The organism is Sinimarinibacterium arenosum (assembly GCF_005047655.1).
Taxonomy (GTDB): Bacteria; Pseudomonadota; Gammaproteobacteria; order Nevskiales; family Nevskiaceae; genus Solimonas.
This window is the reverse complement of sequence record NZ_SUKF01000008.1, coordinates 1-12,800: the sequence shown is the minus strand read 5'-3', so window position 1 is coordinate 12,800 and position 12,800 is coordinate 1. Positions and strand designations below refer to the sequence as shown.

Genomic DNA, 12,800 nt, shown 5'->3' with positions numbered 1-12,800 from the left:
CTGAGCATCATCCCCGCTCTGTGTGCGCGGCGCGCCCTGGCCTGCGGCGGATGCCGCCGGACTTGCAGACCGGCCGGCGCCGGAGCGCTCCGCGTGGCCCGGGCCGCTGGTCACGCGCAGGCCACCGCGCAGGCGCGCGGGCACGATCAAAGCGTTCAGCGCCGTTGCGTTCACACGCAGACCCGAACCCGCCCGTCGTTGATCTCGGCGGCGTAGCTGCGCACCGGCAGCGACGGCTCCTCGAGGCAATCGCCGGTTGCCAGATCAAAATGCTGCTTGTAGATGGGCGAAGCCACCACGGTGCGTGCGCCGAGATTGCCGACGATCCCGCGCGACAGCACGTTCGCGCCGGAATGCGGGTCGTGGTTGTCGATCGCAAAGATTTCGGTCGCGCCGTCGGCGCGATCGATCCGGAAGATTGCAATCTGACGGTTGTCGATGCGGGCACAGACCCCGGTATTGGGCCAGATCTCGTCCACACCACAGACGTCGTGCCAAAGCGTGCTCATACGTATTCCATCCATAGCAGGCATTGCGCAGGCTCAGGCTGGCTCGGCGACAACGGCGACACCCTTGAACTCAGGGCGCTCACGTTCCGCTGCGGTTGCCGGTCGAATCTGTCCGCGCTCCTCGACGAACACGACGTTGTCGTCGCCGCCGTCGGCGTTGATGAAGGTGCGGAAGCGCTTGACCGCTTCCGGATCCTCGACTGTGCGTTTCCACTCGCAGACGTAGCTGTCGACCACTTGCGCCATCTCGGCCTCAAGCTCGGCACCGAGGCCCAGCGAGTCATGCACGATCACGTCCTTGAGATAGTCGAGACCGCCTTCGAGGTTGTCGCGCCAGACGCTGGTGCGCTGCAGGCGATCGGCCGTGCGGATGTAGAACATCAGGAACCGGTCGATGTACTGCAGCAGGGTGGCATCGTCCAGGTCGCCCGCCAGCAGTTCGGCATGACGCGGTTTCATGCCGCCGTTGCCGCAGACGTAGAGGTTCCAGCCCTTCTCGGTGGCGATGACGCCAACATCCTTGCTCTGCGCCTCGGCGCATTCGCGGGTGCAACCGGAGACCGCGAACTTGAGCTTGTGCGGAGCGCGCAGGCCCTTGTAGCGATGCTCGATCGTCAACGACATCGACACCGAGTCCTGCACGCCGAAGCGACACCAGGTGCTGCCGACGCAGGACTTCACCGTACGGACCGCCTTGCCGTAGGCGTGGCCCGTCTCGAATCCGGCGTCGACCAGCTCGCTCCAGATCTGCGGCAGCTGGTGCGCCTGGGCACCGAACAGATCGATGCGCTGGCCGCCGGTGATCTTGGTATACAGACCGTATTTCTTGGCGACCTGACCGAGCACGATCAGCTTGTCCGGCGTGATCTCGCCGCCGGCGATGCGTGGGACGATCGAATAGGTGCCGTTCTTCTGGATATTGGCCAGGAAGTAGTCGTTGGAATCCTGCAGTGCGGCCTTGTCGCGGGTCAGCACATAGTCGTTCCAGCACGAAGCGAAGATGCTGGCAGCCACTGGCTTGCAGATATCGCAGCCCAGTCCGCTGCCATGCTTGCTCAGCAGTGCGTCGAAGGTTTCGATACGTCCGACGCGCACCAGGTGATACAGCTCCTGCCGCGAATAGGCGAAATGCTCACAGACATGATTGTTCACGCTGTGACCCAGGCGCTTCATCTCGGCTTTGAGAATCTGCGTCACCAGGGGCGCACAGCCGCCGCAGGAGGTCGCTGCCTGCGTGGTCTTCTTCAGCGCGCCGAGCGTGGTGCAGCCGGCGCCGACCGCTTCGCACAACTGCAGCTTGGTCACGTTGTTGCACGAACAGATCTGCGCCGACCCGGGCAGCGCATCGACTCCCAGACCCACGCGGGTCTGACCGTCCGCGGCGGGCAGGATCAAGAATTCCGGCGACGACGGCAGCGCGATGTGGTTCAGCATCATCTGCAACAGCTGGCCGTACTCGGTGGCATCACCCACCAGCACCGCACCGAGCAGCAGGGAACCGTCCTCGGAGGTCACCAGCTTCTTGTAGATCTGCTTGCGCTCGTCGGTAAACACATAGCTGCGTGCACCGGCGGTTGCCGCGTGCGCATCACCGATGCTGGCGACGTCGACGCCCATCAGCTTGAGCTTGGTGCTCATATCGGCGCCGGTGAACTGCGGCGCGTCATGTGACGGTGATGAGGCAATCGTCTTCGCCGCAACCCGCGCCATTTCGTAGCCCGGTGCCACCAGGCCGAAAATGCGGCCGCTCCACAAAGCGCATTCGCCGATGGCATAGATGTCGTCGTCGAGCGTGCGGCAGTGATTGTCGACGATGATTCCGCCGCGCTCGCCAACGCCCAGGCCACAGGCGCGCGCCAGTTCGTCGCGCGGCCGGATGCCGGCGGAAAACACGATCATGTCGGTTTCCAGCTCGGCGCCGTCCGCGAACTTCATCTTGTGCCGGCAGTGATCACCGGCAACGATTTCAACCGTGTTCTTCTGCGTGTGGACGGTGACGCCCAGCTGTTCGATCTTGCTGCGCAGCACGCGCCCGCCGCCGTCATCGATCTGCACTGCCATCAGGCGCGGAGCGAACTCGACGACATGCGTTTGCAGCTGCATATCGCGCAGCGCCTTGGCGCATTCCAGGCCGAGCAAGCCACCGCCAATGACTACACCGACCTTGGACCGCGCGCCGCAGGCGGTCATCGCTTCCAGATCTTCGATCGTGCGGTAGACGAAGCAGCCTTCGCGGTCCTTGCCCGGAATCGGCGGCACGAAAGGATACGAGCCGGTGGCGATGACCAGCTTGTCGTAGCCCAGCGTTTCGCCGGCGGTGGTGGTCACCGTCTTCAGCGTGCGGTCGATCGACTTGGCGCCGACGCCCAGCTTCAGATCCACACTATGCTGTTCGAAGAAGCCCGGCGTGACCAGCGACAGATCGTCGGCGGTCTTGCCGGAGAAAAAGGCAGACAGCTGCACACGGTCGTAGGCTGGGCGCGGCTCTTCGCACAGCACAGTGACGTCCGCTGCCACATTCTGCTGCGCGACCAGTTCTTCGACGAACTTGTGCCCCACCATGCCGTTGCCGATGACGATGATTTTCATGGCGTGCCTCAGGCGTGATCGCAGTCGGAGAGGAAGCTCAGCAGCTCCTCGCGCAAGCGGTAGTAATCCGGATGCTCCAGGAGTGCCTTGCGTGTGCGTGGACGCGGCAGATCGACTTCGAGAATCTTGCCGACCCTGGCGTTCGGGCCGTTGGTCATCATCACCACGCGGTCGGCCAGCAGAATCGCCTCGTCAACGTCGTGGGTCACCATGATGGCGGTCAGCTGTGTGCGTGCCCACACGTCCATCAGAACTTCCTGCAGATCCCAGCGCGTCAGCGAGTCGAGCATGCCGAACGGTTCGTCCAGCAGCATCAGCTTGGGTGACAGTGCGAATGCACGTGCGATACCCACGCGCTGCTTCATGCCGTTGGAAAGCTCGGCAGCATTCTTGTGCTTCTGTTCGCTGAGGCCGACGCGAGCCAGATAGTGCTCGATGATCTCGGTACGTTCGGCCTCGCTGGCCTGCGGAAACACCTGGTTGACGCCGAGAGCGACGTTCTCGAAGGCCGACAGCCACGGCACCAGACTCGGGGCCTGGAATACGACGCCGCGATCCGGACCGGCGCCGTCGATCTCCTTGCCGTCCAGAATGATCACGCCCTCACTGACGGAGTTGAGCCCAGCCATCATCGACAGCACGGTCGACTTGCCGCAGCCGGAGTGTCCGATCAGCGAAATGAATTCGCCCTGACGGATCTTCAGATCGAAGCCGTCGACGACTTTGACCGGTCCCTTGCGGGTCGGATAGATCTTGGAGATCTGCGAAAACTCGACATAGCGTTCCGGCTGTACCGGGGCTTTCTTCTTGCCGGCCTTGATCGTTGCCGGGTAGTCGTCGCTGGTCTTGGGGATCAGTCCCTTGAGCGGCACGACCTTGTCGTCACGTTGTGCATTCTGCGACGCCGCGGCGTCGATCAGATACTGCGTCACGTCCTTGCGCAGGCGGATGAACGCCGGGTCATGATTCATCGCACGACGATCGCGCGGGCGCGGCAGATCGACGATGAACTCGGGGCCGAAGGTTGCGCCGGGGCCCGGATTCAGCGGGATGATGCGATCGGCCATGATCAGGCCTTCGTCGACATCATTGGTGATCAGAACGCAGGTTTTCTTTTCCTGGTCCCAGATCTGAATGATTTCGTCCTGCAACTTGGCGCGTGTCAGTGCATCCAATGCGGACAGCGGTTCGTCCAGCAGCAGAATGTCCGGGCTCATCGCCAGCGCACGCGCAACCGCGACGCGTTGACGCATGCCGCCGGACAGCTCGGCCGGTCGCTTGGCCATGGCCGGCGTCAATCCGACCATGCCGACATATTTCTCGACCCGCGCTGCGCGCTGCGCCCGCGATTCGGCGCCGAACACCTGATCCACTGCGAGCGCGACGTTCTCGCGCACGGTCATCCACGGCATCAGCGAGTAGTTCTGGAACACCACCCCGCGGTCCGGCCCGGGGCCGGTGACCGCCTTGCCGCCGGCAAGGACTTCACCCTGATCGGGTGCGATCAGTCCGGCAATCAGCGAGATCAAGGTGGACTTGCCGCTGCCGGAGAATCCGACGATGGCAACGAACTCGCCTTCCTTGATCTGCAGATTGATGTTCTTGAGCACTTCGCTGCGACGCGTGCCGGCACCATAGGCTTTGGCAACGTTGCGCAGTTCCAGCCGGATCGGTGCCGGTGGTGCGGATGGCGACGGCATGGGACCGGACGCCGATGCGGGCTCGGTGAGCGGACGCATTTTCAATTGGGCTTGCATGGCTGGGCTCCGCTCACCGCAGGTCGTCGCCGAAGCTGGCGAGCTGCTGCAGGGTGGCCATCACGCGATCGAGCAGAAAGCCGATGAAGCCGATCGTGAAGACCGCAACCATGATGCGGGCCAGCGACTGCGAGCTGCCGTTCTGGAATTCATCCCAGACGAATTTGCCCAGCCCGGGGTTCTGCGCCAGCATCTCGGCGGCGATCAACACCATCCAGCCCACACCCAGGCTCAGCCGCAGACCGGTGAAGATCAGCTTCAGCGACGACGGCAGCACGATCTTGCGGACCTTGGCGAACCACGACAGCTGCAGCACCTTGGAGACGTTGATCAAATCCTTGTCGACCGAGGCCACACCGACTGCGGTGTTGATCAGCGTCGGCCACAGCGAGCACAGCGTCACCGTGATCGCGGAGATCAGAAACGACTTCTCGAACATCGGATCGGCCGAGACGTAGACCGCGCTGACCACCAGGGTCACGATCGGCAGCCATGCCAGTGGCGAGACCGGCTTGAAGATCTGGATGATCGGATTGATCGCAGCCTGCACGATATTGGACAGACCGCAGACGATGCCCAGCGGCACCGCAACCAGGGTGCCGATGACGAAACCGCAGAACACCGTCAGCAAACTGGTACCGATCTGATCGATGTAGGTCGGCTTGCCGGTCCACGCGCGGACGTTGACTTCTGCATTCGGGTCGGCGGCGAGGATCTGCGCATTGCGCTCGTCCTGCCGCTTGTAGAACGCATCCGCCTTCTCACGTTCGGCCCGGTGTTCGTCGAGCAGCCCGCCCGCGGCTTCAAGCACCGCCGACGGACCCGGCAAGGCGCCGAGACTGGTCTGCACCGAGCCGGCCAGTCCGCCCCACAGACCGAGGAAGATGGCAAAAGCCAGCACCGGAATGCCGATCACCTGCAGGATTTCGCGCAGCTGCTGCCGCGGGTCCTCACCCGCGACCAGCCGCGCCATCGGAATGAACCAGGTCAACCCGGCCTTGCCGAGAAAATTGACAGTGTGATTCAGCATCATGAGCAATCCCCAATACGTCTTGTCTGATCGATGCGGCGTCTATGTGCGTCGCGGTTTACTTGACGGTCTCGTCGCCCTTCAAACCAATCTTCAAGGCGTCGATGTAGGCGTTCGGCTGCGTACCGTCATAGGTCACGCCGTCGATGAACTCGTTAGTCGCCGGGCGGAATCCGGTTTCGGTAGCGAAGTCCGGGAAGTCGCTGGACTTCAGCTTGCCTTCGGCGATCAGCTCCTTCGCTGCCGCGGCGTACAGGTCCGGGCGATACACCTTCTTCGCCGTGTCCATGTACCAGCTGTCCGGATGCTGCTCAGGAATCTGGCCCCAGCGACGCATCTGCGTCAGGTACCAGATCGCGTCCGAGTAGTACGGATAGGTGGCGTTGTGGCGGAAGAACACGTTGAAGTCCGGCACCGGACGCTTGTCGCCCTTCTCGTATTCAAAGGTTCCGGTCATGGAGTTGGCGATGACTTCGGCGTCTGCACCGACGTAGTCGGACTTGGCCAGCATCTGCACCGCTTCCATGCGGTTAGCATTGTTGTTCTCGTCGAGCCAGTACGCCGCACGGATCAGCGCCTTGGTGACCGCCTTGGTGGTGATCGGGTACTTCTCGGCGAAGTCGGCGCGGATACCGAAGACTTTCTCCGGATTGTCCTTCCAGATCTCGTAGTCGGTGATCACCGGCACGCCGATGCCCTTGAACACGGCCTGCTGATTCCACGGTTCACCCACGCAGTAGCCGAAGATGGTCCCGGCCTCCAGCGTCGCCGGCATCTGCGGCGGCGGCGTCACGCTCAACAGCACGTCTGCACCGATCTGTCCGCCGACGTCACCCTTGAGCGGTGCGTAGTAGCCCGGATTCAGGCCCCCGGCGGCGAGCCAGTAGCGCAGCTCGTAGTTGTGCGTCGATACCGGAAACACCATGCCCATGTTGAACGGCTTGCCTGCGGCCTTGTACTGCTTGACCACCGGCGCCAGCGCGCTGGCGCTGATCGGATGGACCGGCTTGCCGTCCTCCATCGGAATGTTCTTTTTCATCTCCTCCCAGATCGTGTTGGAAACGGTGATGCCGTTGCCGTTCAGATCCATTGAGAAGGGCGTGATGATGTCGGCCGCCGTGCCGAAGCCGATGGTGGCCGCCAGCGGCTGGCCGGCGAGCATGTGTGCGCCGTCGAGCTCACCCGAGATCACGCGGTCGAGCAGCACCTTCCAGTTGGCCTGCGCTTCGAGCGTGACGAACAGCCCTTCGTCTTCGAAGTAGTGCTTCTCATAGGCCACCGCGAGCGGTGCCATGTCGGTCAGCTTGATGAAGCCGAACTTCAGCTCGGCCTTTTCCGGTTGCGCAACGGTAACTGCAGGCGCTGCCGCCTTCGGCGAGGCCTCGGGTGCTGCGCTGGTCTTGTCACCGCTGCCGCAGGCCGCGGCAGCCAAGGTGGCAAGCAGGGTCATTGCGGGCAGCGCGAGGCGGCGCAATCCTGATGATGGATGACGATGCGAGCTGCTGGTCATGGTTCGTCTCTCAGTTTCCAAAAGGCAAAAAAAAGCGCCCATGAGACGGTCTCTCGACCGTGCCATGGACGCCGTTGTCCGATTCTGAGCACCCTTCCGCAGGACATAACCTGCGCCGCATGCACCGCCGTTGGTGCGCGCTTCATCCAGTGCTGGGTTGTTTATCGCAAGCCGCGTGCCAGCTTTGCCGAACGAGGTGGCCGCGCTTTCATGCCGGCGACACGCCGCGGCGGCGGCTCAATGCCGTGCGCTGCGCACCAAGCTGGCGCGAGCGGGCGCACCGCCGCGGGGCCCGCCTGCAGTGCCGGTTAGAGCGTCTGCATGGCCGTGGCCAGTTCGGTGTAGACCTCGGTCCACGCGGAGCGCACCTCTGCGGTAAAGGCGTCGCCGAGCCCTTGTTCCAGCGTCCACAGCAGCGCCAGAGCCACCGTGCCGTAATCGTCCGAGCGCACACCGTACTGGGTATGGCGTCGGCCGAGATCCTTCAGTGCGGGTAGCAGGGCATGAAAATGATCCAGTCCGCGGACAGCGATATCGAGCATCCGCATCAGCTTCTTGCCTTGGGTTGGCAGGTCGCCACGGAACATCGACTGCACTCTGGGATCCAGCTCGAACAGCTTGTTGTAGAACAACGTTGCCGCCTGATCCTGGATGGGCAGAACCTGTGCCCAGGTCGATTTCACCAGCGCCACTTGTGTCGGAGTCATGTGGTTTCCGTTCTGTCGTTCGCTTGCGTCAACAAGGGCGCGGACGCGGTGCGGTCGGAATGACTCTGAAAGAGGCCGGAACAGGGGCATCCTCGACCGCGCCGCGCCCGCGCGGCGACGCTGCAGACGCGGCCAGATGGACTGCGGCAACGGAACAGGAGCGTCGCCTCTGGGGGAAGGACCTTGCTCCAACAAAAAAAGCCCATCGCCCGAGAGGGTGATGGACTTCGTTATCCGGTGCCGGCAGCCCATCGTTGGGCTTGGCGTCGGGAATATCACAAGCACGCGTCATGCCACAACGCTGGATGACCGGGGTGAAACTGCGTACCGGTACGCGTTCAACGCGGGAGTCCGGATACGCCCGGGTCAAAGATGCTTCCGTCAAAGAAACGGTCGGCACCCATCCGGATTGCGCCGGACGGCTGCTCCAGTGACCAGTCGCCGTCGTGCTGACCTTCCGTCTTGGAATCCTCCAGCGGTGAAGTGATCTTCAGACTGGCCGCGGCCTGACGATACAGCGCGGGCAAATAGACCTTGGCCGCGACCGCCGCGGCGTCGACATCCGCCGGGACCTGGCCCCAGCGCTGCATCTGCTCGATGAACCACTGGGCGTGCGAGACCCACGGAAAGTTCGCGGCACCGGCGTGGAATGCCAGGCCAGGCCCGAAAAACGGATCGCCCGCGACCGGAATATCGAGTGCCGCGCGAATCGCTGCCGGTGGGGCTTCCAGCACTTCGCTGTCGATCAGCAGCTGCGCGCCTTCGGCACGATGTTCGGCCGCATCGAGCCAGCGGCAGGCGTCGATCAATGCTGCGACCAGCGCGCGATGCGTGGTGGGGTTTGCGTCGGCCCAGTCACGGGTGACGCCCAGCACTTTCTCCGGCGCGTTGTTCCAGATCTGGTAGGTGTTGACGATGCGATAACCGCTGCCGGCAATCTCCGCCACGGCACCCCAGGGCGCGCCGGCGCAGAAGCCGTCGATGCGGCCATCGCGCAGGTTGTGCACCATCAACTGCGGCGGAACCACCTCAAGCCGTACATCGTGGTCCGGATCGATGCCACTGGCGGCGAGCCAGTAGCGCAGTTCGTAGTGATGGGTGGAAAACGGAAACACGTGTGCAAACACGCGCGGCCCGCGACCGGTCAGGCGGTCACGGATCAGCAAGTCTTTCAGCGCACGGCCCGCTGCCGCTGCATCGCGCCGCTGCAAATGCAGCTCGCGATACAGGCGCTCGGATACGGCAATCGAGTTGCCGTTGAGATTCAGGCTCAGCGCGGTGACCATCGGCGTGCCGAGTCCATCGAGTCCGAGCGTTGCGGCGATGGGCATCGGCGCGAGCATCTGTGCGCCATCGAGAATGCCGGCGACCAGTTTGTCGCGAATGCTCGCCCAGGATGCTTCGACACTGATGCTGACCTGCAGGCCATGCATTTCGAAGAAGCCCTTGTCGCGAGCGACAATGATCGGTGCGGCATCCGCCAGGGGCACAACGCCGAGGCGGAGTTTCTTTTTCTCGAGCGTTTCGCTCATGCGTTCCTCGCTCATAGCAGCTCGGCGGCCGCGAGCAACGAGCGTGCCGCGTCGCCGATTTTGACGTTGCGGTCCATCGCCATCTTTCGCAGTAGTTCGTAGGCCTCGGTTTCGCTGAGCTTGCGCCGTTGCATCAGGATGCCCTTGGCGCGGTCAACGTCGCGGCGATCGGCCAGACGTGTCTTGGTTTCGTGCAACTCCCGACGCAAGGCCTGGTGCTCATCAAAGCGTGCAATGGCGACGTCGATCACCGACTTCAGCCGAGACGGCGACATGCCGTCGACGACGTAGGCACTGACGCCGGCGCGCATGGCACGGCGCGCGGTATCGGCGTCACTGTGGTTGGCGAACAGGACGATCGGTCGCGGTCGGTCGCGATTGATCTGACCCAGCGATTCGAGCGTATCGCGGCTGGGTGCATCGACTTCAATCAGGATGATGTCCGGCTGCAGGCGCGCGACGCAGGCGAGCAAATCGTCGGTGGTCGACATTTGCGCGACAACGTCGTTTCCGCCTGCCAGCAGCGCTTGGCGAAGCAGAGCCATACGTCCATAGTCATCGTCCACGAGCATCACACGCATGGGGGGCTGCGCATCCGGGTCGGTAAGTAGAGCTCACTCCGCAAGATCTGTGCCCTTGTGTGCTGCGACGTGCACGGCGTCGGTGTTAGCGCATGGAGGGATGGCACGGCGTTTGCGTTTGGGGCATTGGCTTCAGCTTTAGCACCATGACGGTGCGGCCCAATGATGGGCCTGCGACAGCCGTACACCACTGCGTACAGGACAAGGGCGTCCACCTGAATCAGCCACGCTGATCTTGGGGGGCGCTTTTTTTGTGCGCGCGTGTTTTTTTCGACAACCGAACGGAAGGGGGCGGTACTTTCAATGGGCGTAACAAAAAGGGTTGCAATGCTGGGCGGGGCAGGTCTGCTCACATGCGCGGCGGCTGCATGGGGAGAAGAGACGCAGGTACAGGATTTCCTGCATGGCGGCACCACACAACTGGACCTGCGGTTGCGCTATGAATCGGTCGAGCAGGACAACCTGGACAAGGAAGCCAATGCACTGACCCTGCGCACACGGCTTGGATACAGCACACGCGCCGTAGCGGACGTTACTGCGTTTGTTGAATTCGAGCACACGGCCGCACTGGTCGACGATTACGCTCCCGAAACAGCCGGGCGACCGGTTGTGGCCGATCCCGAGGGCAGCGAATTGAACCGTTATGGGGTGCAGTACGCGGTGACGCCGGAGATCCTGCTGAGCGCGGGGCGGCAACGGCTCATTTACGACAACGCCCGCTGGATCGGAAACGTCGGTTGGCGCCAGAACGAACAGACCTTTGATGGGGTCTTTCTGCACGCGGGGATGTTCAAGACCGTGACGATCGACGCGGCGTATCTAAGCACGGTCAACACCATCACGCTCAGTAACGTGGAGGTCCGCGCCGAGCTGTTGCGGGTGCATTGGGCCATCGATCCGAAGATCGGACTGAGCGCCTACGGTTACTGGATCGACAATGAGGATCCGGCTGCAGCGGACCTCGACACGTTCGGGCTGCGTGCCACCGGCAAGGTCGGTCTGGCTCCTGCAACGCAGCTGCGTTATAGCGCCGAGATGGCAGAGCAAAGGGCGGTTCGCGGTAGCGATCGTTTCGACACCCGCTATGGACTGGCCGAGCTGGCGCTGGAGCGTAATCCACTGGCCCTGAAGCTGGGATATGAGCTACTGGGGAGCGATGCCGGCGACTTTGCACTGCAGACCCCGCTGGGTACCCGCCATGCATTCCAGGGTTGGGCCGACGTGTTCCTGAAGACACCGGATGCGGGTCTGCGCGATGCCTATGTCGCGGTCGATGCCAAGTTGCCCTGGTGCGGCATCGGGGCGGCTTATCATCAGTTCCGCTCTGACGAGTCGCACGACGATCTCGGTCGCGAACTCGATGCCCGGATCTCGGTGTCTTTACCGTATGACGTGCAGGGGCAGATCAAACTGGCCCGCTATCGGGCGAATGACTATGGCGTGGACACGGACAAACTGTGGCTGCAGATCGAATACCATCTGTGACCTTGTCGCCATCGTCATGAGGCCCGCGCGTGATGACCATCCGCGCCGCATACAACTCACCGCGACACACAATGCCGCCTGGCAACGGGGTGTTGATGTCCTTATATAGTGAAGTCGCCGCAGCCTGCGGCGATGCCGCTGTCGTGTGGATGCCGGGGTCTTGCACATGAGTTCGCGCAAGACCCCGGCAGCGCTGCGCGTGATGCTGGTCGACGACGACGCCGAGCGGCTGGATCTGATGCAGCAGGCGATGGATGCCTCAGGACATCGAGTGGTCGCACGACTGTCGAGCCGCGATGACATGAGCCTGGCGGTTGACCGGCACCGGCCCGACGTGATTCTGGTCGATGTCGATGCGCCCAGTCGCGATACGCTCGAATCGCTGGGCCAGGTCACCCGCGATCGGCCGCGGCCGATCGTGTTGTTCGCGTCGCAGACCGATCCCGACACCACGCGCCGGGCAATCCGTGCCGGCGTCAGCGCTTATGTGGTCGATGGCATGTCGCCTGCGCGGCTGAAGTCGGTGATCGAGGTGGCGATTGCGCGCTTTGACGAACATCAGGCGCTGCGTCGTGAGATCGAGAACAACAAGATCCGTCTGGCCGACCGGTGTGATGTTGAAAGTGCCAAGGCCATGCTGATGCAACGGCGCAAGCTCAGCGAAAGCGACGCCTATGAACTGCTGCGGACCATCGCGATGTCGCGCAAGCTCAAGATCGGTGACGCTGCACGTGCCCTGCTGACGGTGACGGAGCTTCTTTAAGGCGTCCATTGCGCGCGAAGTTGGCGCTTCCGTGCACTGTTTGTGCACCAGACGCACGAACACGATTCGCACCCCGGCGGCGCCCGACGCGATGCCCCGCAAAGCCGGATGAGGCGCTACTCCTCGGTTGAAAATGCCGCAGTGCAGCAGGATTCCTCTACGTACCGCGATGCGCTCTCCCGGTGCCGTGGTGATCCGGGCAACAGGCGCTTCGGACCTTGGCACGGCGTTTGCGATGGTGAGGTGACGGGTTGCTTGGGTGATCCGAAACAAGTTTGCGGGATTGGGCAAAGGCGCCTGGTCCGCAGGATATCGACGTCCACATTGCTGGCATGGC

At 63.0% G+C, this 12,800-nt stretch carries 10 protein-coding genes; 2 read left to right on the top strand and 8 right to left on the bottom strand.

All coding sequences use genetic code 11. From position 1 onward, the window contains the following. Positions 1–170: 170 nt before the first annotated feature. From nirD to E4T66_RS15840, 8 genes are all read right to left on the bottom strand, one after another. Entirely contained in the window at positions 171–509 is a 339-nt protein-coding gene (gene nirD / locus E4T66_RS15875) for a nitrite reductase small subunit NirD (RefSeq protein WP_248679752.1), read from the bottom strand. A 33-nt stretch (positions 510–542) separates the two neighbouring features. Beyond that, positions 543–3,098, bottom strand: coding sequence for a nitrite reductase large subunit NirB (gene nirB / locus E4T66_RS15870; RefSeq protein WP_136850050.1), 2,556 nt, complete (start codon positions 3,096–3,098; stop codon positions 543–545). Between the two features lie 8 nt (positions 3,099–3,106). Beyond that, on the bottom strand, positions 3,107–4,798 hold the full coding sequence (locus E4T66_RS15865; RefSeq protein WP_367396763.1) for an ABC transporter ATP-binding protein: 1,692 nt from the start codon (positions 4,796–4,798) through the stop codon (positions 3,107–3,109). A 70-nt stretch (positions 4,799–4,868) separates the two neighbouring features. After that, positions 4,869–5,885, bottom strand: a complete 1,017-nt coding sequence (locus E4T66_RS15860; protein WP_211242976.1) for an ABC transporter permease — start codon at positions 5,883–5,885, stop codon at positions 4,869–4,871. A gap of 58 nt (positions 5,886–5,943) precedes the next feature. Next, on the bottom strand, positions 5,944–7,395 hold the full coding sequence (locus tag E4T66_RS15855; RefSeq protein WP_211242975.1) for a CmpA/NrtA family ABC transporter substrate-binding protein: 1,452 nt from the start codon (positions 7,393–7,395) through the stop codon (positions 5,944–5,946). Between the two features lie 308 nt (positions 7,396–7,703). Beyond that, entirely contained in the window at positions 7,704–8,102 is a 399-nt protein-coding gene (locus E4T66_RS15850; protein ID WP_136850048.1) for a globin family protein, read from the bottom strand. Between the two features lie 338 nt (positions 8,103–8,440). Continuing rightward, positions 8,441–9,634: a CmpA/NrtA family ABC transporter substrate-binding protein gene (locus E4T66_RS15845; protein ID WP_136850047.1), complete on the bottom strand. Its 1,194-nt coding sequence runs from the start codon at positions 9,632–9,634 to the stop codon at positions 8,441–8,443. An 11-nt stretch (positions 9,635–9,645) separates the two neighbouring features. Next, entirely contained in the window at positions 9,646–10,206 is a 561-nt protein-coding gene (locus E4T66_RS15840; protein WP_282707014.1) for an ANTAR domain-containing response regulator, read from the bottom strand. Between the two features lie 336 nt (positions 10,207–10,542). On the opposite strand from E4T66_RS15840, the gene E4T66_RS15835 reads away from it, so the two are divergent. Together E4T66_RS15835 and E4T66_RS15830 are read left to right on the top strand one after the other, a co-directional pair. Beyond that, positions 10,543–11,700 (top strand): alginate export family protein, encoded by a 1,158-nt coding sequence (locus E4T66_RS15835; RefSeq protein ID WP_169577661.1) that lies wholly within the window; start codon positions 10,543–10,545, stop codon positions 11,698–11,700. 166 nt (positions 11,701–11,866) lie between these two features. Continuing rightward, positions 11,867–12,463 (top strand): ANTAR domain-containing response regulator, encoded by a 597-nt coding sequence (locus E4T66_RS15830; protein ID WP_136850044.1) that lies wholly within the window; start codon positions 11,867–11,869, stop codon positions 12,461–12,463. Positions 12,464–12,800: the final 337 nt, after the last annotated feature.